Genomic DNA, 22,801 nt, shown 5'->3' with positions numbered 1-22,801 from the left:
TCATTATAGCAGTTAGAGGTACAGCCTTCAATATTTGGATCATCTATTCCGTTACACCGTTAAAAAGGGAAACGACCCAGCGGATGCCGCTCTGCGATACCTGCTGGAGCAGACCGGCTGTTTTTTCGGCAAGAACATCGACAGCAGAAGCTTTAGCAGGCTCTGTGGTAAGTACATCACGCGGGGTGACAATCTGAGGCTGTGCTTCAGGCAAGGAAGCAGATACCGTCTGCTCCAATTCATTAGCCTCCATAGCCTGTTCCTGCTGATATTCCTGCTGTAATTGCTGCTGTGCACTGACACCCTGACCTTGCTGCCCCTCAAGTGAAAATCCAGTGCCCGCGATCTGCATTCCCATCAGCATTCCCAGAATGAGCAGAATTGCGAATATAATCAGCCTTTTCCCAAATGCGGCCATTATTCTTCCCCCAATATCAAATTTGCTCCATTGGAGCCTATTTGTCTCAATCCATTCATAGCTCATTTATCCTTTATTTGCTGATGAAGAATCGTCGGTGCTCGCCTTCTCCACATTCTGATCTTCCATGTACACTTCAGCGATGATATCCGCCAGAGCTTCTGAGGTGCGCTTCAGCTCCTCTTCCGTGTTATCGATTCCGCCGATTTCAACCAGGATGCTGTTATCCGATAAAGACTGGTTATACTCGCCGTTATTTCCTCCCCCGCCATCCTTGCCCCATACGCCTCTTGATACTCCGGGATACTTCTTCTCCATTTTCTTATGCAGCTGTGCAGCGTAAGCCTCATTTTTCTCCCAGTTAGGATTGTCGTGACCAATGATGAAATACACTTTGGCATAAGTGACTCCATTAATTTTCGCCGTCGTCTTGCTCTTACGCTGAGAGTCGCGATGAATGTCAATCAGATACGTCAGCTCATCATTCTCCGCCATTGCTGCCTTCACTGTTTCTCTTGAGTATTTATAGGAATAGTTCCAGTTATAGTCCTCCTGAGTGGTTACGTAGTCCTCCTGTGCGTGAACCGTACCTACACCCTGCTTCTCTAGCTGCTTACTGACAAAGGAACCTACCCTGAACACGTTGGCACTGGCTTTGCCGGACGAAGGATTCGTGCTGTCCGTGCCGAGCAGGGGATTATAAGCTTCATGTGGATGAGAATGATAGATGAGTACTGTTTTTTTGAGAGCTTCCTCCGGATCTTGCTCATCAATGACCTCGCCAGGCACCTCAGTCGGAGGATCTTCTTCTGCTGATGGTGGTTCTTCTGTATTGTTCTCTGTTGGTTCAGGATCAGTCTCTTCGTCCTTACCTTCAACGGAAGAAGCGACAAATCCGGGGTCTGGCTGATAATCCTGCGGAGCTTCCGCCATCTCATTGCCTGAGCCGCTTCTCAGCAGTACCGGCTTGTTGCTTGCCATACCGGGAACCTGACTTGCAATCAGGCTCTTGGGATTCAATGGATCTACGCCTGTCAGCAGTTCAAATACAAAGGATGTCACCTGTTCAGAGGTTAAGGTTGACTGCTGCTTGCCTTGGGCCAAATGCGGAACCTCCATACCCAGCACATCCATAAATATTCCGCTTGATATCGACCCGGCAAACCCCTGCATAGAGGAGACAGGTGAAGTATTCAGCCTTCTCTCTGCCATCCCTGACAAACCAAGCAGAACAAAAAATAGGGCAGACACCAATATAAGCAGCAATAGTGCACGCCCTGTCGCCAAAATACGAAGAACTCGTGCTCTCATTCTCGAAACGTTCCAGGTTTGGATCTTATTCATAATGGGATTATTCCACCTCCGCGAGCGATTCAGCTTGAGTCTTGTAATCTCTCATATTTCAAAACTATGAACTCTCACGAAAAAGTAGAACCAGGAAAATAGCAAAAAAAAAGAAGACCGATAGATTCGGCCTTCTTGTTCAGGTGGAGCCTCTAGCTTGCAGTCAGCACTTTGCTAAGTGTCTAAGTGTGTATGGCGCTGTGTTAGTGTGTATAGGATGCTACATTCTCAAGCTTCACGGCGTCATGCAAGGCGGCATTCAGGCCGCTTGCGATAATATTTGCGATATCTTCGATAAATTCGTCAATTTCCTTTGGGGTCACAATTAAATCATGTCCAAGCGGATCAAGCACTTCTTTTACGAGACCGAGTCTTTCCTGCTCACTGATCTCATTCAGCACCCCGAGAATCTGACTGCCTGCATCCGTTTGCTTGTTAAAGTGGGCCTGCATGAGCTCAAAGGTTGTATTAACAATCGTTGAGGCGTAGCATACCGTCGGTACACCGATGGCAATACAAGGCACGCCCATAATTTCCTTCGTGATTCCTTTGCGCTTGTTCCCAATGCCCGAGCCCGGATGAATGCCGATGTCTGCCACCTGTATCGTTGTGTTTACTCTTTCAAGCGAACGGGAGGCGAGCGAATCGATGGCGATGATCAGGTCCGGCTTGGTCAGCTCTACAATTCCCTGGATCGTCTCACTGGATTCAATACCTGTAAGGCCTAGAACACCTGGTGCTATCGCGCTCACTTCGCGGTATCCAGGGGATACCTGATCTGGCATTAGCTCGAAGTATTGCCGTGTAACGAGCGTATTCTCTACAACAAGCGGTCCCAGAGAATCGGGGGTCACATTCCAGTTACCTAATCCGACGATAAATACCTTCGACTGCTTGTTAATCCCAATCTTCGCAATGAAATCTTCCATTTCTTTGGTAAATACAGCAGTGACCTGCTCTTGGAGAGTCGTGTCGCCATTCCGAAGCTTGGGCACTTCAAGAGTTACATAATGTCCCATAATCCGTCCCAAGCGCTGTGCTCCTTGTTCATTCAATACGTCAAGCCGAGTCACTTTGACGTCACCTAACTGCTCCACGTCCTCCTGGATGCCAGACATCTCTTGGACTCCGGCAAGCTCACGGGCTTCGATGGCAAGATCGGTGCGTACGCCATACTTTTGCAGATCTAGTGTCATGCTGTGTAGTTCCTCCCTCAGTAAGTAACAAGTTTATCGTAGTGTGCGCCGAACAAGACCTTTTTTATGCAAAATTGCCAGCCGATCCTCTATTTTCACAAGAACATCACATATGTTATTGTTGCTTTTTGAGGGTGCTCATGCTAGAATATTTTAAGTTGTGAAACGTTTTGTATTTCATAAGTATTGCCTTAACAGGAGGTGAATGTAATGCCAAACATCAAATCCGCTGTGAAACGCGTTAAAACTAACGATAAACGTCGTGCGCTGAACGCTTCCCAGAAGTCTGCACTGCGTACAGCTGTTAAAGCTGCTGACCAAGCGCTGACTACGAACGAAGTTGAAACAGCTAAAGCTGCGATTCAAGCTGCTTCCAAAAAATTGGACAAAGCTGTATCTAAAGGTCTTGTTCATAAAAATGCTGCAGCCCGTAAAAAATCCCGCTTGGCTAAAAAATTGAACGCTCTTACTGCTAACGCATAAGACTGCGTTTCTTATAATGACTAAGCAAAAATCCTGACCAGCCCAGCTGATCAGGATTTTTTAGTTTCTTTTCCATATATCAATGTCAATTCAAGTTAGGCCTCGCCGCTGAGCTGCCACGTAATTCCGTACTTGTCTCGAACCATGCCGTACAGGGGACTAAAGAAGGTAGACTGCAGTTCCATCAGCACTTTCCCTCCGTCAGCCAGTCCCTCATACATTCCCTTCAGCCGGTCCAGCTCCGAAGTCGTTATGGCAATGGTGACCTGATCACCTAAGGTATAGGGCTGTCCATACATGGAGTCAGAGAACAAGATTTTATTACCATCGATCTCCAGCGCCCCATGCAGCACTCGATTCTTCAAATGCTCCGGCATGGGTTCAGATGAATTCGGAAGCTCACCATACGTCTGAACACCCAGATTCTTCGCCTGTAGAACCTTCTCATAAAAAGAAATTGCTTCAGCACACTGTCCATCCAAATAAATATACGGTGATATTACCATTGACATTGTTCGTCCTCATTCCATAACAAGCGTATAGGCAAAAGACATTGGCACCTATCGAGCCTATTATATCCAAATTATGGAGATAAATCTATCAGATCAGGCACCTAGCTTCAGTAGAAACAATTCAAGTCCAAGCACTTTATCAATAGCTCCTGTCTTCATTTGATAATCGAGTTCTGCCAGATGCTTCAGAATGAGACGCAGCCGGTCCGCCTGGAACTTCTTCGATTGCTCTCCAGCGATCTTGACCGCATAGGGATGGAGCCCCAGCGTACTTGCAATTTGCTGCTGAGAATAGCTCTGGGAAGCCAGCTCTTTCACCTGCAGTATAATGCGGAATTGTCTGGCGATCAGCGCCATAATCTTGATCGGCTCTTCCTTCTGCTTCAATAATTCGTAGAAGATTTCAAGTGCGCTGCTCAGCCTTAATCGTGCGATTTCCTCCACCATAGCAAAGATGTTCTGTTCGGTATTTCTCGCTACCATTGCTTCCACGTCAGAGACCGCAACTGTTCCTCCCGAACCCGCATAGAGACACAGCTTGTCTACTTCAGCAGATAAGGTCTGCAGGCTCGTGCCTGCTCTCGATACAAGCGCATCGGCTGCTGCCTTCTCTATAACTACTTTCTGTGACTCCGCTTTTTTAACAATCCAGCCAATCAGTTCATCCCCTTGGAGTGCTCCAAAGGACAATACCGTCGCTTTACTTTTCATCGTTTTTACGATCTTCTTGCGTTCATCCAGCTTCTCGCCCTGGACCATAAATATAAGTACGCTGTATTCAGCGGGATTGTCCAAATAAGACGTCAGTGACTCCATACGATGCTCAATCTTGGAGTTATCTTTGCCTGCTGTAAACAGCTGTTGATCCCGAATAAAGATCAACTTCCGGGGCACCAAAAAAGGAACCGTCTCCGCTTCCTCAATCACTTGTTCAATAGGTGTATCGGCTGTATCATACGTTGCTATTGCAAAGTCACGATGAGCTTCTTCTATGAGCTGCTCCTTCATTAAATCTGCAAACTGCTTCATTTGGTATTTCTCTGTTCCATACAGCAGATAGACACTGGCCGGACTGCCGCCTCGAATTGCTTTTGCTGCTGCCTTTACATCACTCACTCACGAACACACCTCCATCCCTATTATCCTAACAGAAAAAAAGCAAGACAACAAAGGGACCTTTCCGTCTGTCCTAAACAGGCGGCAGGTCCCTATTGTTCAAGCATCTATATAAACACCGGATATCCGAAGACTGGCTCTAGAAACCATTCGGCCGGCGGTCATACGACGCCTTCCCTAACTTAATCGACTCATCATAAACGATGAATCATCATATACATATTCAGGTGCTGCTTAAATGGTGTGGGCCAAGTCTTATTTCTTGGGTTCAGCGTTCTCCGTATTTTTACTGGAGCTTGGTGTGCTGCTATTTTGCGTTGATGACGGAGCTGTCGTGCTGCTGTCCGACTTCACCGGTACAGCATAGCTGTGCTGTGTCGTTTTTCCTTCAAACTCTAGTTCATAACTGTACGTCATACTATCTTCAGACCAGTTTCCTTTAACCCAGGTTCCCTTTAACTCAATGGCTTGCAACAGCTTCTTCTCTTCGTTATTATCTCCATTCAGCTGATATACGTTTAACTTCGTATCTGTGACTTCAACGAGATACTTACCGTCAGGCGAGAGCCAATTAGGAGATATCGTCATAACCAGGCCTGGAAGGTCCAAGCTTCTAAAGCCCTGGCTCTGAATCTCGGATTCATCTCTACTGCTTGGAGGTTCGCTTACTCCAGATGCACTGCTCATTTCTGATGAGGAATTCGACTGGATACTGAAAGTTCCAGTATCCGTGGAGTTCTGCTCTCCAGCTGAGTTTTGCCCACTTGTATCGCTTTGCCCTTTAGCATCATTGTCTCCACCCTGTGTATTGCCCGTTTGGCCGCTTGTGCTAGGCTCTGCCGATGGAGCGCTGCTTGAGCTTGGGGCCGGTTTGTGATCCGTAGTCGACTTTGACGGCGATTCGGATTGACTTCCCCCACTACCATTGCCAGACCCTTTATCTGAGCCAGGGGTAGGAGAAGATGGATCTTCCGCTTTGCTTGGAGCAGCTTCCCTGTCAGTATTAGGAGCAGCGGTTTCTGTGTCTTGAGCATGGTTGTCTCCTGAATTGGATGGTGACGGCACTTCTTCTGCCCGAGCTGTATCCGCCTGATCAGATTGAACCTCTCCCGTCTCCGTTCCTGCTGCCTCCGTCTCCGTACCGGATTCCTTCAGCTTCAGGCTTGCATCTGCCTCTTCCGATTTAGGAGCGACGCCCCCGCTGCCGCTAGTAGAATCGGATTGCTGTTCCGTTTCACTCATCAGGTGGGAGTCCACTTCGGCCTGATTCAATTGCTGCGGTTCATAGTTATATACAGCAACACCGAGAATAACCGCTGCTGCTGCAGTACCCATGATCATACGGCCTACATAGGATTTCATCCATCCTTTTGAAGCCTTGATTGAAGGACGACCGGGTAATACGGTCAGCTCAGGCTCCTTCTTCATTTCTTGAAGAGCACTTCCCTGTTCCTTCTTTGCACGATCTATTGCATCAAGCTGCGGCATAATTCGATCTACCAAGCTGAATGGCGGGGCTACGTCAGGTATTGCTTCTAAATCCCGCGACAACGCTTTTAATATTTGAAATTTCTCCGAACAGCTCGGACAAGTCTTCATATGCGCAAAAAGCTGCTCTTTTTCCTGATCGTTCAGATCATTATCGATATATCGGTGCATACTTTCCACCACCTCTTGGCATTTCATCTAAGTTACACCACCTTTCTGGTACTCCTGTAATAGATTCTGCAGCTGCTGTCTCGCTCTAAACAAATAAGATTTCACCGTATTTAACGGCAAGTCAAGACAATCTGCAATCTCGTTATAAGAGAGGTCCTGCAAATACCTTAATACGATCACGGCCCTGTGATGCTCGGATAACTGATTAATTGCGGACTGGACATCCTTCGTTACATACGTCAGCATTACTTCATGCTCGACATCCTGCCTGTCTTCGAATATCATTTCATGCTCATCAATGGAAACGGTCGGTTTGGTTCTTCTAAATTTATCTATACAAATATTCGTAACTATACGCTGCACCCAGGTTTTGAACTGTGCTTTTTCTTCGTACGAATCAATCTTGGTATAAATGCGAATGAGCGCTTCTTGGGCAGCGTCTAGTGCATCCTGCTCATTATTTAAAATGTAGTATGCCGTTTTGTAGACGTGCTGTTCGATTTCTCGCAATAGGGTAATTAGAGCGTCGCGATCGCCTGATTGAGCGGCTCTGATGAGTCCCTGCTCTACCACAAAGGATCCCCCTCTCCTTGTATCTTTACAGACGCAAGTTATGCTCCATTTGTTGCATACATGCGTGATTAATGCTCATTTAACTGGCTGATACGGAATTTATGTATATAGAGAAAGCTGCATAAACCCCAAATCAAGGTCTGATGAGAGCGAGTTAGGCTAATCCTTATATAGAAAATAATAGGATTTTAAAGTAAAAGCTTCCTCTACAATATCAAAATTCTGGAACATCGTCATCCAAATTTAACTAGTTCACTCATTTAGACTGTTTGCTGAAGCCGTTGGTTCCAAGGTTTGGGGTGCTGCTGGGTATATTTACACTTTACGAAGGAAAATAAGAACCTTTATTCCCTAGCATTTATGAGCACCTCCCTCATAAGGGAGAGTCTAAAGACATACAGGAAGTGCTCTCTCCTTATCAGTTCCCCCTTGTCTCTGTTCATCAGGAAAAATATGTTTATGCAGGTCAGAACGGGATACATATAATATATCTATTGCTTGAATTAAATGGATTGGTGAAAGAAACCTATTTAAAATAAGCGCGTCAAACTAAAATGTATAAAAGGAAATTGCGGAGGATATTCAGCATGAAGATTATTTACTCATTACTTGGAAGTATTGTTACTGCTCTGGCACTCTATTTATGTGTATATCAATTAATGGACGTATTCTATTACAGCTCGTTGCCTGATAGAGGTCCTGGCAGCTTCCCGGGTCTATCGGCAGCACTTACCGGTATTTACTTATTCCCGGTAGTTACGCTTGTTGTCTTTATTTTGTTTGTGATCATTTATAACAAGATAAATATACGTGGAATAGGTTTGGCGGTGCAGCCGGCTTATGGCTCTACTCGCTGCTGATGACACTTGCTCCATCGCAAGATTCAATTACCTGCCTATTATTGCAATCAAAGCGGGGTATCTTTTGATCCAAACGACCTTGTCGAACCGTGTCCTGAACTGGACACTCTTGGGCGCCGCTTGCGGCTGGCTTGTGACCTACCTGATCATCATTGGGGGACGTGCAGTTCAGAACACACTCACCTCGTATTTTAACTTCAGTCCATCACAACAAATCGTAGTGCTCGCTGGTATTTTAGTACTGAGTATTGTGGGATGGCTGATCGGGATGAAAAAAAGCAGAGCTCAAACTCGATACTAATTCTAAGGTTGGTCTCACAAGAGACCAGCCTTTTTTCTAAAATCAGGTTGTCTTCTTAAAGTGTTATAACCTATGATAATGGGGCTTCTTCCCATAGAAAAAACGAACAGAAAACAATCGTTATCTATTCGTCGTGAACATGAAGCTATTCAATTATACCAAATTCAAAAGTACAGATCGGCAAAGTCATGAAATCCGGCAGCCTGTTACGTTCTCCCTCAGCCTTCACTGATTGTAATTCCTGCAAGAAGTTCGTCCCAGGTCTCCAAGGCGTTCATGTCGGGAGGAACATTCAGGGAACAGACCCGATCCAAATTCCAACCGGCATCAGCCATGCCACACTGTCCCTCGACCGGATTCAAGATTAATATACGATACTCACTTAAGGTCAGCTGGGACAATATTGCACGTAAATGAAAAGTCTCCTCATAACTCGCGGACCAGCGAATAAACAAAGTAGAGGAGCTGCCCGCCAGTTTATCATAGAAACGCTGAATTCGCCTTTGCAGCTTCTCTTTATATTCCGGATAGAGCACCGACCAATGTTGACCTGGAACAAGGGGGAAATCATGAACTGAAATGATATTATACGAAGTATCCTTGATCATATAGGACTCCACAAGCCCTCCCCGATCATGAAATACCGGATTTCCGTCCTCCAGCATAATATGGGTATCTTCCAGCACTTGCATATTGTTCAACTCCATAAAGCCTTGAAAACGATGCTGCAGCAGTCTGTTCACATCGGACAGCTTCGAGGATATCATCCAGTCGAGCGGCAAGGATGTTCTCCTTAGATTGTACCGTCTCAACTGAATCGCAGGCGCACAGGAAATACCAAAACTTACGATAAGATCATAATTCTTTTTCAGATCCTGTACGTTCAACTTCTGCTCACCCTTTTTTCTTGTGAAAGTCACTCTCCTCTTTCTATATTATATAAACAGCAGACAAAATGCTTGGACTTTGCACGCCCTTCGCATATCGTACTAACTCCTCTATCTCAATCCGCCTTTTACAAACGAATCAATAATCTGTCTTTGCAGCACCAGATATATGATAAGCACCGGCAGGCTCGCAATCGTCGTTGCCGCCATCAGCGGCCCCCACAGGTTTGCATCAGAAGACATGAACATCTGCAGCCCCTTCTGCATCGTTGAGTTCTCCATTTTGTTTGTCACCAGCAGCGGCCAGAAATAATCATTCCATGCGGTAATAAACAGCAGGATGCTGATCGAAGCAATAGAGGCTTTTAAATTCGGGAATATCGTTCTCCATAGCACGGACCAATCCGATGCTCCGTCGAGACGAGCAGCTTCTATGAGCGTTTTGGGAAATGCTTTGAAGGCATTGTAGAGCTGCATCACCGCAAAAGCCGAAGCGACATTCGGTACAATCAGTCCCATCAATGTATCTCTCCAGCCCATCTCACTGATGACCACATAGTTTGGAATCATAATGACTTGAAACGGAACAAGCCAGGTCAGTGCAATCAATCCGTAAATGAGATTGCTCCCACGGAAACTCCATCGGGTAAACGCATAAGCAGCAAGAATGCTGGTAAACACCTGAGCCACCGTCTGCGCGATCGCGACCAGCAGGGAATTACTGATCATCCGCATCATTGGAATCGAACTCCAAGCCTGTACATAATTGTCCAGTGTCCAATGGGTCGGCCATAGCGCGGCTGAGAATACCTCTCCTTCGGGCTTGAGTGATGTATTGATCATCCAGTACAAAGGAAATACGGATAAGAAACAGAGCGCAATGAGAAGCGCATGCTTCAAAAAAGCGGTAAAGGTCCATTTTTTCAGACTCATGATTTCCCTCCTAGTCGTCAAAGAACGTCAGCTTCTTGCTCAGCTTCATGAATCCGAGCGCAATCAGCCCGAAACCGATGAAGAGCACGACAGCGGCTGCAGAGCTCCAGCCTACCGCAAATGTCTGGAAGCCGTATTGCCACAGTAAATAATAGATATTCGTCGTAGAATCCAGCGGTCCGCCTTGGGTGAGCACATTGACATAAGAGAAGCTCCACTCGGAGGCAAACAAGATGCTGAGCATGCCCATGAACAGAATGGAGGGTGATAGAAGCGGCAGCGTAATATGACGAATCATCTGCCAGCGGCTGGCACGATCTATTCTGGCAGCTTCATAATATTCCTTGTTAATGCCGGTTAAGGCAGCAGAGAAGATAAGAGTGCTGAACCCGATAAGCTTCCAGCCAGTAATAAAAATGATAGAATAGATAGCCCACCGCTCATCGGTAAAGAAATGAATGGGTTCTTCGAGTCCAAAATATTGCAGCGTGCGGTTCAGGATGCCATTGGTTGGATGCATAATCCAGCGCCAAATGGAGGAGACGGCAACAGGAGCCATGATCATCGGCAGAAAGATGAGAGCTCGGTATACGTTACGCGAGCGCTTGCTGATATTTTCGGTAAAAATTGCGATGAACAAAGGTACAATCAAGGAAAACGGTACAACACCAATGGTATAGATGAGCGTGTTGGTCAGCGCCGCTCCCATTTCCGGCAGTGTAAACAGATTTTTGAAATTGTCCCAGCCCACATACACCTTTGGTGAGGTAGGGAGCAGATTCCACTGATAGAAGCTGAGCTGGAAGGTCTCGATGAGCGGCCTATATATCCAAAAGCCCAGGGACAGCAGGACCGGCAGCAGATACAGATAAGGCTTAATTCCTCTTAAGCGGACGGCGAGCTTCTTGCGCTGCTTGTCCCGTGGTTGGGGCACTGTGTGTATACCCGGCAGTTCGGATGAAGTCGTCGTATCATAGTTCACAATACTGGTTCTCCTTTCGAGTGACCCTGATTTTATTGAAGACAGAAGGAGCGAACTCCTTCTGTCTTCTACATCAGAATTTATGGCATAAGCGATTGTGCCCGCGTCTGCGCTTCTTTCATTATGGTGGTGACGTCATCACTGGATTGGATAGATTTCTGCACAGCCTCCAGCAGGATCGTCTCGATCTGATACCAATTCGCTCCTGGATAAGACACCCATGGTGCAAGGCGGTCCAGCTGCTCCAAATTAGGCTTGATCAGCGGATTCTCTTCCACCCAGCCTTTTAAGTACTCCTCATCCTCAACAATGGACGGACGAAGAGGCAGATAGCCGATCTCGGAAGTAATAATGGTATAGCCGCGCTCACTAGTCACAAACTTGAGGAATTTCCAGGCAGCCTGCTGCTTCGCTTCATCGTCAGACAAAATAAATAATGCACTGCCCGAATTGACTGGTGTCGTCGGTTTGTTATCAAAGGAAGGCATAGCTGCCGCCTTGAGCTCCCAGCCTCCAGCTTCCGCCGCCGAGAGAAATGCACTCTGCAGCGCACTCGTGAACAGTAACATACCGACCTGTCCCTGGCTGAATGCCTCCATGACCTCACTGTCGTTCAGCTTGCTGCCGGCGCCGCTCGTAATCATGTCCTGCCACATTTCAACGGCGCGAATCGCTTCCGGACTATCAAAGTGCAGAGTGGTACGGTCATCGGAGAGTACTTTTCCACCGTTGCTTCCAATCAAGGCCTGCACAATCCAGTCGTTCCCGATCGATCCGCCGATGTGGACACCGGATGCGTCTGTAGCTTCGGCAATTTTGGCTGCATATTCCTTCACTTCCGCCCATGTGGCCGGTGGCTGCTCCGGATCAAGCCCTGCCTCTTCAAACAATTTGGCATTATAAAATAAAACAGGAGTACTAAATGTAAAAGGAAGACCGTAGGTCTTGCCGTCCAGCTGTCCGAGCTTCAGACCATTGGGCGAGAATCCTTCGAATGTCTCCGCAAGCTCGTCCGCCGGAACAATATCCTCAAGCGGCTTTACTCCGAAATTGTTTGCAAAATAATCAAGACCGTCAAAAGTAAGCTGGGCTACGTCCGGGGAAGAACCGGCTGCTATATCGGCCTGGACCTTGGCATTAATGTCTGGCGAAGGTACAGGAATGCCTTCTACATCAATATCCGGGTTGGCTGCTTCAAATTCGTCGATCAGCTTCTGGGTTCCATCCTTTTGTGATGCGGTTGCCAAGTTGTAGCTGTAAAATGTAATCTTCGTTTTTTCCCCTGCACCCTGTGCGCTGTCCGCTCCAGTTGCAGCTCCCGCCGAATCTCCGCTCGAAGCTGAATTTCCGCACGCAGCCGTTGCCAGAATCGTTAACGACAACAGCCCCGCTGTCCACATTTTTTTCTGCAGCATGGAACTTTCTCCACTCCCTCTAAGGTTTATAGATGAACTCGTGATTAATCCTGATGATGCAGCTGAGGCGGGTACGCCATGACATCGCTAACACCATCCAAATGGATGACTCTATATGAAACGCGGTCCTCGTTCACTGTAACCCACAGTATAAGATTGTCGTCAGCCCGTCCGATTCCATGGGCACCTGCTCCGGTGCGTCCCAGCTGAATATACGTGCGGTTCGCATCAGCGGTATACTCCAGTGTGTGAAAATGTCCGGCAAACACCGTGTATTCCCGGTCTTGCAGTATCGCTTCAAGACGTGCAAATTCTGCGCTGTCTGCTTTCCAGCCTGGCTTATGCATGCTGACGAAGGTATGCTTCACGTCCTTGTTGTCCTCTAATACCTTTTCAAAAAAGGCGAGCTGCTCAGCACTAATGCCAATGCCTACCTTACCCATGCTCTGCAGCTGCTCAGGCGTAAGTCCTTTTGTGATCTCCTCGTAAAATTCCTTCATATATTCCATCGTATGCTCAGGATCCGCATGCACTTTTTCCGTTGAACGCTTGATAAGCTCAATCATTTCGTCCGGCATTTCTTCAAACGGATCTTCAGTATTCAAGGTAAGAAACAGCTGGTCCCCTGCACGAAAAGCATAGTATTCATGCCCCTTGCGCTCACACCATACATCAACCATAGCCTGTGTGCCGAAATCATGATTTCCGATCGTTTGGAAGAAGGGTAAGCCGGTTGCCTCAATCTGGGCATCTATGTATTCCCATTCCTCGCGCGCCTTGTCGGCATCCTTCCAGTAGCCCTCGACCAGGTCACCCACAAACAAGACAAACTCCGGATTTAGATCTTTGAGAAGCTCAAGTCCTTGCTCGAATACACCCGGGGTCATCATCCCGCAGCGGTCGCCCATCACTGCAAAAGAATACTGGGCTGGCAGAGCTTCCGGCAGCTGTCCAAACCAAGGGCGCTTGCTTGTCTCTATTCGGCTCTCATCCACAAACACTTCATTACGCTTGCTGTTCACTTGAGTAATCATTGTTGATTCTCTCCTCTCATATTTCGACTCAACATAAGTATGCAGGTTGTATGTAAGTTGTGTGTTAACGTAATGCACCACTATTGTTAAAAAATAGCGATAAAAAAACGAGCCTGCTATGGGCTCGCTGTGGACAACTATATAATTCCATTCATTATTAACGTTTCGTACGTGGCTGTATAGATCCCCATAATTTCGGATCTTGCTGCATCTAAGTCTCCTTTTACAAGGGCTTCATAAGCCTTTTGATTCGATTCCAGAGATTTGTAGGGCTGATGATGAGGAAACTGCTTGCGATATGAAATCATTCGGTATAAAAATTTCCCTTTGGTTTGTTCCAGAACACCCAGCATATGCTGATTGCGGATCGTATAGATCATCGTTTCCACAAAATCCAGGTAGCTCACATAATAGCCCGGGATATCGCCCGAATCCTTAGCCTGCTGCTGCCGTTCTAAATGCCTTTGCAGCTCCTGAAGATCGAATTTCAAATTACGTCTTTCCACCGCATTGATGACATACAGCTGCAGAGAGATCAGGACTTCCAGAATCTCGGTATACTCGCGGAAGCTGATTTCCTTAACCAACACGCCGCGTCCGCGGTAAGATTCGACAAAGCCTTCTGTGACCAATAATGAAATAGCAGCTCTAATAGGCGTTCGGCTCATACTCAGCTGTTCCGCAAGGTCGTTCTCGGAGAGCAGGGTTCCTGGCATGTACTCTGCAAATATGATTCGGCGGCGCAATTCCTGATATGCTCTTGTTTCTAGTGTAGGGGAAGACATTTCCTCACAATTCCTTTGCTTTTTTTATTTTATGTTAGCAAAATAGACCATTTTTGAAAAGAGCAGACGGTTTGGCTAATATTAAATTACAGCTTTTTGATTATATTCAGACTGATTACTTCACACGTGACACGATCTCGGGCTCAATCTTCCCCAAGCTTACTCCGTATTTCCATCACTCCATCTCTTACCCGGATCTGAACCTCTCCCATCGTATCCGTGCGGTAAATTTCCGAGCCGTATTGATCCAGTCTGTCTGTGACCGTAGGATGTGGATGCCCATACGTATTGTTGACTCCGGCAGAAATGACAGATAGCTGCGGCTGCCAATAGGCAAGCCATTCCTCAGTCGTGGAGGTCTTGCTCCCATGATGTGCTACTTTCAGCACGTCCACCGGACTCATAAGCTGCGGATGTTGCGGTTGCTGCTTCGTTTGTGCCTTTGCCTCCATATCACCTTCTGACGAAGCAATAGAATGTTCTCCGGCTTCCCTCTTGTGAGCCGTATCCTCATGACTGCCAGGTTCACTCTGTCTTCGCAGCCGATCCAATATGTCCAGCTCTGCCGCTGCATCAATATCTCCCGTAAATAGGAAGGAGCGGCCCTCCATATCGAGCTTAAATACAACCGAATCATGATTCTGTTCCTCTGATACAGGCAAAGGCTTCTTGTGATCTGTCTCAGACTGTATCTCCTCAAGGGGAGCTTCTGGAGCCATAAAGGTAAGCCTCGTATCCTTGTCCGGCTCGTATACCATTCCATCATATGCTTCATATAGACGAACTCCTTGATCTAGTGCTGTCTGCAGCAGCTCATGAAAGGCGTCTTTATCTGTCATCCGTCCATTGAACATAAATGTTGAAACGGGAATATCCTCTAGTAAGGCCTGCAGTCCCCCTGCATGATCATGGTCGCCATGGCTTAGGATCACCGCATCGAGCTGCTGAATCCCTCTTTTTTTCAGCAGCGGTACAAGCAGTGACTCCCCCACCTCATAGGGATCTCGGCGCTGCTTCCAGTCCTCCTGCTCTCCAAACTGGATTGTTCCTCCACCATCCACCAATATATGCTTGCCCGCCGGCGTTGAGATGAGAATACTGTCTCCCTGCCCAACGTCAAGAACAGCTACAATCCCCTCGGAGGCTCGGTAAGGTCCTTGGTAAGAAATGAACAGCCCAGCACTCAATATTACACACAGACCTGCCAACAGCACCTTGTGAAAAAAATGAAAGGGAGCACGAGCATAATACCCTGCCCCTTGTGGTCCAAACACGCTCTCCAGCTCGGGCCAAGCGGATGAAATTTGCAGCGCATCAATCGCTCCTTGAAGCCGGGTTTCGCCGCGAAGGAAGAATGCACCTGGTTTTCTTGGCATGATGCCAACAGCCTGCTGCCCTCTTGAATGAATCATGTGATCTGCCGTTAGCGGAATTGTATCCTCATCACGTGGCGTTAACGGCTGTCTGCGGGTTCTCCATTTTTTAAGTAATAAGAAAATAATATATAGTACCAAGTAATAAGCTGCTACCGCCATAAAATGAGGGGTTGCCCATATGAGAACAAATCGCTCAAAGGTGTTCAGCCAAACGACAAAGTCGAAGGTTAGACTATTCAGCCATTCTGTAATCCATACAATCGGCTTCGTCGCGGGCTCCCACAAGTAGACGAGAGCCAGAGCAAGAGTGCCTAACGGCAGTACAAGGAAGCTGATAAACCCTACGAGCAGAAAATTAGCTCCAAACGATAATAACGAAAATTGATTAAAATAATAGACTGTCATTGGAAAAGACAGCAGCTGTGCAGCGATGGTTACAACCGCCGTGCCGGACAAGATCCTCGGCCACTTGGCAAAATGCGGAGTAAGCAGTGGAACGAAGATCATGAGACCGGCTGTTACCAGAAACGACAGCTGAAAGCTCACATTCACCAGCATGTAAGGCTCCACCAGCAGCATAATAAGAGCGGTCAGACAGAGAATGTTCAGACCATCCTTCATGAGACCTCTTCTTGCCATATACAATCCGATCATCGACATGATTCCGGCCCGGACGACAGAAGGTGAAGAACCGGATATAAGCACATAGACAGGCACTAAAAATAAGGTGATCGTCAGTGCTGTCTCCTTACTTAGTCTGCATTTGGACAGTACAAACAGCAGTGCAGAGACGTAAATGGCGACATGCATTCCTGAGATAGCAAGAATGTGCGTAAGTCCAAGCTGCGAGAATTCACTGTAGGTATCCGGATCTATTTCGTCCCCAATCCCGATAACAAGCCCTTTCATATAACCGGCATGCGGCTCCTCGAACATCGCCTCCATCCTGCCTCCAAGTTCTTCTCGCGCTGCATCGCTCCATCGTAATATGACATGTCGATCATAGAGGGTATCCAGCAGGGCATGCTCGATACTGTCGATTCCTTTTGCTTTCACAAGCCAGTGAATTTGGTGCGTATGCAGATACTTTCTGTAATCGAAGCTGCCATAATTACGAGCCTCTCCTGGAGCTTCCAGCGTGCCGGTCATTGTGAGTGTATCTCCTCGCTGCCATGTGTCTGCGATGGTTTGCTCCTGTTCTTCAAGCAGCCTGATCTGCACCTGAATTTTCTCATTTAGCATAGGCGCAGCTTCTGTGGGCACATCATTTTCTTGGCTAACTGATCCTTTATTCGTTCCTCCATATGCTCCTTCCCCATCCGTTATTACTTCTGCTTCCTCATCTGTGCCCGTCTCGGCAGAGCTTTGCAAATTCGGATCTAGAGCTCCAATCTCTCTTGCCTTATGCGCAAGCAGCACAAACTGCACTCTGTCTCCATCCACCTCGACTTTGGATGCAATTGTACCTCGAAGCTCAACCGTCATTCCAGGTACCTCACCCTCAGGCTGTTCCATGTAGGCGGGAAGCTCAGTTACGTTCTTCAGATCATTCCATTCATAATAAGTACAGGACAGCACGATGCTCGTCATTAAAACTGTAAGCAGCATTCCTCTAATTTCTGTGAAGTAGAACAATATACCGAGAAACAGGATAACACCAAGTACAATGGCATATAGTCTTAACCCATCATATAGATGAGCTGCACTGCTTCCTACAATCCAGCAAGCACAAAATAAGGCCAGCGGTCTCCCCTTCAATGGACCCTCCTTCCTGCAGCACAAAAAAAGAACCCCGAATACAAGCCACATTCCCCTGGCTGCATTTGAGGTTCTTCCTCTTCATTATAATTGTTAAGGCTCACTTTCGAGCCATTAATCTGATACGGTCATCAGTGTTTCTCTTGGTGGCTCATATCCGCTGAGCGAACGGAATGTAATCCCTTTATGCTCCATCATCTGGCGGACCTTGCTCGTATCCTTCGGATAAGGTCTATGAAATACAATTTCTGTAATCCCGCTGTTGGCCAGCATATTTGCACAAGTCCAGCAGGGCTCATCGGTTACATATACTGAGGAGCCTTCCCGATCGGCTCGGTCTGTGAAGAGCAGTAAATTCTGCTCGGCGTGAATAGTTCGGACACAGCGCTGCTTCTTCACCATGACCTCCTTGCCATCCTGGTTCGTAAGTTCATACTCCTCGGAGATCATACATCCTGCCTCTGAACAATCCGGCACACCCATGGGTGCACCGTTATAAGCTGTACCTAACAGCTTCTTTCCCTGTACGAGTACGGCTCCTACATGTCGGCGGGGGCATCTTGAACGGGTGGATACCATATAAGCGATATCCATGAAGTAAGTATCCCAGTCTTTTCTTATGTCTGCACACATCGTTCCTCACTACTCCTTAGACATTGATTACGCTGTTACTGAATCAATTTCATAAATCATAAAAAAGGTGAATTTGAAACTATATATAGACAAGTAAAACCATTTTGATCTATATATACTCTTGATTAAAGCAGCCAAAGGTATTATGAAATTGATTCTACTAATTAATATATAGGTAGGGAGACATTTTCTCCAGCATCTTCATGCCGATTCCTTTCACATTCGTCAAATCACTCGGTTTCTGAAAAGGACCATGCTCAGCACGATAATCGATGATCGCCTGTGCTTTTTTCTCACCTATACCAGGAAGCTCCATCAGCTCTGCCAGCGCAGCTGTGTTAACAGCTACCTTGCCTTCAGCAGCAGAACTTGCCCCTGCTGACGCTATAGTGTCAGCGGCCGGCTCTGTATTTTGCACCGGTTGTGAAGAGCTTAGATCCTCCCCTGCAACACGGTCAGCCTCCGTCTTCTCTGGTAAGGGATCCACTGCCTTATCACTGACTGCCTCTTCCACCTCGCTTGAAGTTACGTGTGCCTTGGCAGAAGGATTACTTTCACTTACAGACTGCCCATCTACAGTTTGCTCACCAATACCCAATGAAGCTTCTGTCTCCGTACTCTCATCAGCCTTCGTCTCCTTGACCTCAGCTGACTCAGCTCCAGCCTCAGCAGCTTCGTCCCCTTCTTTTACAGATAGAGCAACTCTGTCACTGATTTCGGTCCATTCCTCCGTTCCGGAATCTCCAGATCCTCCAAACAATATGAGCGCGCTTGCAGACAGTACTGCCAGGGCTACGGCTATGGTTCCTCTCTTCACCTCATAAACCTCCTAAACTATTGTGACATTGATGTAAAATTTGTCGTCATGTAGTCCAAGACCTGGTGCATACACTAAGAAGAACGTAAGCCTGCGTAAGTACCGTAAAGCAAGAAAGGGGGAACCTCAAGATGTTGAAGGTTGGATTTATCGGAACCGGCAGCATGGGAAGTTTACTCATTAACGCCTTCCTTGCTTCCGGAGCACTTGACGCTAGACAAATCGTGGCAAGTAATCGGACACATGCCAAAGTTCTTAAGCTTTCATCCATCTATCCGGGTTTGAAAGCTGCTGAAACGAATCAGGAAACCGTCATGAAGGCAAACTTTATCTTCTTATGCGTAAAGCCGCATGAATTCAAAGAAGTTGCTCAGGACATCAAGCCCTTTATCAAACCGGAGCATATTCTTATTTCGATTACAAGCCCGGTTCAAATCCGGCATTTGGAGTCTGTGCTGCCTTGTAAAATTACGAAAATCATCCCTAGCATCACTCATTTAAGAGGAAGCGGGGCATCTCTATGTATTCATGGAAATCGAATGAAGGATGAAGATAAAAAACGGGTCGAGCAGCTGTTCTCCTATATCAGCAGACCGGTTCAGGTAGAAGAAACTTTTACCCGAATCAGCTCTGATCTTACCAGCTGCGGACCCGCATTCATCGCTTTTTTTCTGGAGCAATGGATCCAGGCAGCTGTGCAGCATACCGGAATTGATCATGAGGAAGCCACTTGCCTGGCCAGTGAAATGCTCCTTGGAACGGGTAAGCTGTTAACAGAAGGAGCCATGACACCGTCACAGCTCCAAAAACGTGTTGCCGTCCCTGGCGGTATTACCGCCAAGGCACTGAATTTATTGGATTCCAACCTAGCTGGCGTATTCGACCAATTGATCCAGGTGACGCATGCAAAATACGAGGAGGACCTGGAACAGCTGGATGCCGAATTCGGAGCGGGTGAAATTAACCGGCAACAATATTAACAAGCTTGCCTGGTACCGCAATCACTTTACGGATTGTTTTGCCAGAAAGTGCTTCTTTAATGGCAGGCAGCTCTAAACTATGGGCTTCAAGACCTTTGGCATCGAGGTCAGCTGCAACGTGTGCACGCTGTACAATCTTACCATTGATCTGAATTACAATCTCAACTTCCTTATCTACCGTGAGTGATTCATCGTAGTCCGGCCAAGCAACATAAGTCACGCTCTCTTCATGACCAAGGCGGGACCACAGCTCTTCTGCAATGTGCGGAGCGAGTGGTGACAAGAGCTGAACAAAGTTCTCCATTGCTTCGCGCGGAAGACGCTCTGCCTTGTATGCTTCATTAATGAAGATCATCAGCTGACTGATCGCCGTGTTGAAGCGCAGGTGCTCCAGATCGTCCGTTACTTTCTTAATCGTCTTATGCCATGTACGCTTGAATTCCTCGGTGCCTTGATCGCTGATCTTCTCGTTCAGAGTGCCATCCTCATTGATAAACAGGCGCCATACGCGAGCCAGGAAGCGGTGTGCGCCTTCAACGCCATTTTCGTTCCAAGGCTTGGTCGCTTCAAGCGGTCCCATAAACATCTCATAAATACGCAGTGTATCCGCACCAAAGTTATCAACGATATCATCTGGATTAATGACGTTACCGCGGGATTTACTCATCTTCTCGTTATTGGTTCCAAGAATCATGCCCTGGTTCACCAGCTTGTGGAACGGTTCCTTCGTCTCGACAACTCCCAGATCATACAGCACTTTGTGCCAGAAGCGGGCATACAGCAGATGAAGCACGGCATGCTCTGCTCCCCCGATATAAAGGTCTACCGGCAGCCATTCCCGCTGCTTCTCCTTCGAGACAAGCTCCTTGTCATTGTGAGGATCGATGAAGCGCAGGTAATACCAGCAGCTTCCCGCCCATTGCGGCATCGTATTCGTCTCACGGCGAGCCTTCATGCCCGTCTCCGGATCTACGGTATTAATCCACTCCGTTACATTAGCAAGGGGAGATTCTCCTGTACCGGAAGGCTTGATTTGCTCTACTTCAGGCAATAGCAGCGGCAGCTGATCCTCAGGCACAGTCTTCATCGTTCCGTCTTCCAAATGCAGAATCGGAATCGGCTCTCCCCAATAGCGCTGACGGCTGAACAGCCAGTCCCGCAGGCGGTAGGTAACTTTACCTTGACCTTTGCCGTTCTCTTCAAGCCATGAGATCGCAGCTGCAATCGCTTCTTCGTTATGCAGACCATCCAGGAAGCCGGAATTCACGTGAGCTCCGTCGCCTGTGTATGCTTCTTGTGTTACATCTCCGCCGGATACCACCTCAATAATATCAAGTCCAAACTCCTTGGCGAATTCCCAGTCACGGCTGTCATGACCCGGAACGGCCATAATTGCACCTGTACCATAACCAGCCAGTACATAATCTGCAATCCATACAGGCAGTTTAGCCCCGTTTACAGGATTGATAACATAAGCCCCTGTGAATACACCTGTCTTCTCCTTCGCAAGATCGGTACGTTCGAGATCACTCTTCCGCGAAGCCTTCTCGACGTATGCTTCAACGGCCTCACGCTGTTCAGCTGTTGTGATGTCTGCTACCAGTTCATGCTCTGGAGCAAGTACCGCATAGCTTGCACCGAATAAGGTGTCTGGGCGGGTAGTAAATACCGTAACCCCTGCATCATGACCTTCGAGAGGGAAGGTCACCTCCGCACCTTTGGATCTTCCGATCCAGTTCCGCTGCATATCCTTGATGCTCTCTGCCCAATCCAGTTCGTCCAGGTCATCAAGCAAACGATCGGCATATTCCGTAATCTTCAGCACCCATTGACGCATTGGCTTGCGCACAACCGGGAATCCGCCGCGCTCACTCTTACCGTCGATGACTTCTTCGTTAGCAAGCACTGTTCCAAGCTCTTCACACCAGTTTACCGGCACTTCGGATACATAGGCCAGACCGCGCTTATACAACTGGATGAAGATCCACTGTGTCCATTTGTAGTAATCAGGATCTGTCGTACTGATCTCACGATCCCAGTCATAAGAGAAGCCGAGTGATTTGATCTGACGGCGGAAGTTATTGACATTCTTCACGGTAATATCCCGTGGATGCTGTCCCGTATCAATAGCATGCTGCTCAGCAGGAAGTCCAAAGGCATCCCAGCCCATCGGGTGAAGCACGTTGTAGCCGCGCATTCTCTTGTATCGGGACACGATATCAGTTGCCGTATAGCCCTCTGGATGTCCTACGTGCAGTCCTGCACCTGAAGGATAAGGGAACATATCCAGGGCGTAAAATTTCGGTTTGTCCGGATTTTCCTCTGTCTTAAATGTCTTGTTCTGATCCCAGTATTGCTGCCATTTCGGCTCAATTACCTGGGGATTATAGCCGTGCTTCGGCTGTTCTTTCTGACTCAATGTGCATCCTCCTCGTCATCATAACCAACTTCTCCACGCGATTACAGAATGGTTCAGCTAGCGTAACTAAATGAATTCTATAATCAAAAAAACCTCCGCATCCCATAGCGTGTCATCGCTAGGGACGAGAGGTTGTAATTCCCGTGGTACCACCCTAGTTAGCGGACAAACGTGCTTCGTCGTCCACTCCCTTAAGCACCCTGTAACGGCGGTGAACCGATGAGGCTTACCAAATGCTGAACAATTAGCCTAACCTCATATCTCCAAGGCGAGTTCATAGTGCTCCGGCAACCAGCTTGCACCAACCGCTGGCTCTCTGA

20 protein-coding genes, 1 pseudogene and 1 other annotated feature (1 of these 22 running past the window's edge) are annotated in these 22,801 nt (G+C 47.5%); of the genes and pseudogenes, 4 read left to right on the top strand and 17 right to left on the bottom strand.

Annotated elements, in window-relative coordinates; genetic code table 11:
• Positions 1-43: 43 nt before the first annotated feature.
• From BLW49_RS14630 to gpr, 3 genes are all read right to left on the bottom strand, one after another.
• Positions 44-418, bottom strand: a complete 375-nt coding sequence (locus tag BLW49_RS14630) for a DUF3679 domain-containing protein (protein WP_076313303.1) — start codon at positions 416-418, stop codon at positions 44-46.
• Between the two features lie 66 nt (positions 419-484).
• Positions 485-1,762, bottom strand: a complete 1,278-nt coding sequence (locus BLW49_RS14625; RefSeq protein WP_076313304.1) for a stage II sporulation protein P — start codon at positions 1,760-1,762, stop codon at positions 485-487.
• A gap of 203 nt (positions 1,763-1,965) precedes the next feature.
• The gene (gene gpr / locus BLW49_RS14620; RefSeq protein ID WP_076313305.1) at positions 1,966-2,958 is read right to left on the bottom strand and encodes a GPR endopeptidase; all 993 of its coding nucleotides are present in this window, start codon (positions 2,956-2,958) and stop codon (positions 1,966-1,968) included.
• 210 nt (positions 2,959-3,168) lie between these two features.
• Between gpr and rpsT the strand changes: the two genes are divergently transcribed.
• The gene (gene rpsT / locus BLW49_RS14615) at positions 3,169-3,441 is read left to right on the top strand and encodes a 30S ribosomal protein S20 (protein WP_047910794.1); all 273 of its coding nucleotides are present in this window, start codon (positions 3,169-3,171) and stop codon (positions 3,439-3,441) included.
• Between the two features lie 95 nt (positions 3,442-3,536).
• Here the strand turns inward: rpsT and BLW49_RS14610 are convergent, their stop codons facing one another.
• The 4 genes from BLW49_RS14610 to BLW49_RS14595 form a co-directional block, all read right to left on the bottom strand.
• Positions 3,537-3,953, bottom strand: coding sequence for a VOC family protein (locus BLW49_RS14610; RefSeq protein WP_076313306.1), 417 nt, complete (start codon positions 3,951-3,953; stop codon positions 3,537-3,539).
• A 93-nt stretch (positions 3,954-4,046) separates the two neighbouring features.
• Positions 4,047-5,069 (bottom strand): DNA polymerase III subunit delta, encoded by a 1,023-nt coding sequence (gene holA / locus BLW49_RS14605; RefSeq protein ID WP_076313307.1) that lies wholly within the window; start codon positions 5,067-5,069, stop codon positions 4,047-4,049.
• 255 nt (positions 5,070-5,324) lie between these two features.
• The gene (locus BLW49_RS14600; RefSeq protein ID WP_090725352.1) at positions 5,325-6,755 is read right to left on the bottom strand and encodes an anti-sigma factor; all 1,431 of its coding nucleotides are present in this window, start codon (positions 6,753-6,755) and stop codon (positions 5,325-5,327) included.
• Complete coding sequence (locus tag BLW49_RS14595) at positions 6,756-7,301, bottom strand: RNA polymerase sigma factor (protein WP_047910790.1); 546 nt, start codon at positions 7,299-7,301, stop codon at positions 6,756-6,758.
• Positions 7,302-7,888: 587 nt separating this feature from the next.
• Between BLW49_RS14595 and BLW49_RS14590 the strand changes: the two genes are divergently transcribed.
• A complete protein-coding gene (locus BLW49_RS14590) occupies positions 7,889-8,161 on the top strand; it encodes a hypothetical protein (RefSeq protein ID WP_090725351.1) in 273 nt (90 codons plus the stop codon).
• Positions 8,142-8,462: a hypothetical protein gene (locus BLW49_RS14585; RefSeq protein WP_090725349.1), complete on the top strand. Its 321-nt coding sequence runs from the start codon at positions 8,142-8,144 to the stop codon at positions 8,460-8,462. Before BLW49_RS14590 ends, BLW49_RS14585 begins: the two co-directional genes overlap by 20 nt.
• Positions 8,463-8,680: 218 nt before the next feature.
• Here the strand turns inward: BLW49_RS14585 and BLW49_RS14580 are convergent, their stop codons facing one another.
• The 9 genes from BLW49_RS14580 to BLW49_RS29215 form a co-directional block, all read right to left on the bottom strand.
• Positions 8,681-9,382, bottom strand: coding sequence for a DUF1796 family putative cysteine peptidase (locus BLW49_RS14580; protein ID WP_256209762.1), 702 nt, complete (start codon positions 9,380-9,382; stop codon positions 8,681-8,683).
• 78 nt (positions 9,383-9,460) lie between these two features.
• The gene (locus tag BLW49_RS14575) at positions 9,461-10,282 is read right to left on the bottom strand and encodes a carbohydrate ABC transporter permease (protein WP_090725348.1); all 822 of its coding nucleotides are present in this window, start codon (positions 10,280-10,282) and stop codon (positions 9,461-9,463) included.
• A 10-nt stretch (positions 10,283-10,292) separates the two neighbouring features.
• Complete coding sequence (locus BLW49_RS14570; protein ID WP_090725346.1) at positions 10,293-11,264, bottom strand: carbohydrate ABC transporter permease; 972 nt, start codon at positions 11,262-11,264, stop codon at positions 10,293-10,295.
• Positions 11,265-11,344: 80 nt separating this feature from the next.
• Entirely contained in the window at positions 11,345-12,679 is a 1,335-nt protein-coding gene (locus BLW49_RS14565) for an ABC transporter substrate-binding protein (protein ID WP_090725344.1), read from the bottom strand.
• A gap of 44 nt (positions 12,680-12,723) precedes the next feature.
• A complete protein-coding gene (locus BLW49_RS14560) occupies positions 12,724-13,713 on the bottom strand; it encodes a metallophosphoesterase family protein (protein WP_090725343.1) in 990 nt (329 codons plus the stop codon).
• Between the two features lie 137 nt (positions 13,714-13,850).
• Positions 13,851-14,498: a GntR family transcriptional regulator gene (locus tag BLW49_RS14555; protein ID WP_090725341.1), complete on the bottom strand. Its 648-nt coding sequence runs from the start codon at positions 14,496-14,498 to the stop codon at positions 13,851-13,853.
• 143 nt (positions 14,499-14,641) lie between these two features.
• Complete coding sequence (locus BLW49_RS14550; protein WP_177178747.1) at positions 14,642-17,632, bottom strand: ComEC/Rec2 family competence protein; 2,991 nt, start codon at positions 17,630-17,632, stop codon at positions 14,642-14,644.
• A gap of 114 nt (positions 17,633-17,746) precedes the next feature.
• Entirely contained in the window at positions 17,747-18,265 is a 519-nt protein-coding gene (locus tag BLW49_RS14545; RefSeq protein WP_047910783.1) for a deoxycytidylate deaminase, read from the bottom strand.
• A 160-nt stretch (positions 18,266-18,425) separates the two neighbouring features.
• Positions 18,426-19,082 (bottom strand): ComEA family DNA-binding protein, encoded by a 657-nt coding sequence (locus tag BLW49_RS29215; protein WP_256209761.1) that lies wholly within the window; start codon positions 19,080-19,082, stop codon positions 18,426-18,428.
• A gap of 116 nt (positions 19,083-19,198) precedes the next feature.
• On the opposite strand from BLW49_RS29215, the pseudogene comER reads away from it, so the two are divergent.
• A pseudogene (gene comER, locus BLW49_RS14535) lies at positions 19,199-20,062 on the top strand (late competence protein ComER); the annotation flags it as partial.
• Here comER and leuS read toward each other — a convergent pair.
• A complete protein-coding gene (gene leuS, locus BLW49_RS14530) occupies positions 20,043-22,481 on the bottom strand; it encodes a leucine--tRNA ligase (protein ID WP_090725338.1) in 2,439 nt (812 codons plus the stop codon). The pseudogene comER and the gene leuS overlap by 20 nt on opposite strands.
• 117 nt (positions 22,482-22,598) lie before the next feature.
• Positions 22,599-22,801, bottom strand: a binding site (T-box leader); it runs 41 nt beyond the window's last position.

Origin of the sequence: Paenibacillus sp. PDC88, from assembly GCF_900106725.1 — a bacterium.
In the GTDB taxonomy this organism is placed as follows: Bacteria; Bacillota; Bacilli; order Paenibacillales; family Paenibacillaceae; genus Paenibacillus; species Paenibacillus shunpengii.
This window is presented reverse-complemented; position numbering and strand designations above follow the sequence as displayed.

What these genes read in the sequence shown, in the direction of transcription:
- BLW49_RS14630 (WP_076313303.1), bottom strand. Translation starts at nt 418, where the DNA reads ATGGCCGCATTTGGGAAAAGGCTGATTATATTCGCAATTCTGCTCATT.
- BLW49_RS14625 (WP_076313304.1), bottom strand. Translation starts at nt 1,762, where the DNA reads ATGAATAAGATCCAAACCTGGAACGTTTCGAGAATGAGAGCACGAGTT.
- gpr (WP_076313305.1), bottom strand. Translation starts at nt 2,958, where the DNA reads ATGACACTAGATCTGCAAAAGTATGGCGTACGCACCGATCTTGCCATC.
- rpsT (WP_047910794.1), top strand. Translation starts at nt 3,169, where the DNA reads ATGCCAAACATCAAATCCGCTGTGAAACGCGTTAAAACTAACGATAAA.
- BLW49_RS14610 (WP_076313306.1), bottom strand. Translation starts at nt 3,953, where the DNA reads ATGTCAATGGTAATATCACCGTATATTTATTTGGATGGACAGTGTGCT.
- BLW49_RS14600 (WP_090725352.1), bottom strand. Translation starts at nt 6,755, where the DNA reads ATGAAATGCCAAGAGGTGGTGGAAAGTATGCACCGATATATCGATAAT.
- BLW49_RS14590 (WP_090725351.1), top strand. Translation starts at nt 7,889, where the DNA reads ATGAAGATTATTTACTCATTACTTGGAAGTATTGTTACTGCTCTGGCA.
- BLW49_RS14585 (WP_090725349.1), top strand. Translation starts at nt 8,142, where the DNA reads ATGGCTCTACTCGCTGCTGATGACACTTGCTCCATCGCAAGATTCAAT.
- BLW49_RS14575 (WP_090725348.1), bottom strand. Translation starts at nt 10,282, where the DNA reads ATGAGTCTGAAAAAATGGACCTTTACCGCTTTTTTGAAGCATGCGCTT.
- BLW49_RS14565 (WP_090725344.1), bottom strand. Translation starts at nt 12,679, where the DNA reads ATGCTGCAGAAAAAAATGTGGACAGCGGGGCTGTTGTCGTTAACGATT.
- BLW49_RS14560 (WP_090725343.1), bottom strand. Translation starts at nt 13,713, where the DNA reads ATGATTACTCAAGTGAACAGCAAGCGTAATGAAGTGTTTGTGGATGAG.
- BLW49_RS14555 (WP_090725341.1), bottom strand. Translation starts at nt 14,498, where the DNA reads ATGTCTTCCCCTACACTAGAAACAAGAGCATATCAGGAATTGCGCCGC.
- BLW49_RS14545 (WP_047910783.1), bottom strand. Translation starts at nt 18,265, where the DNA reads ATGTGTGCAGACATAAGAAAAGACTGGGATACTTACTTCATGGATATC.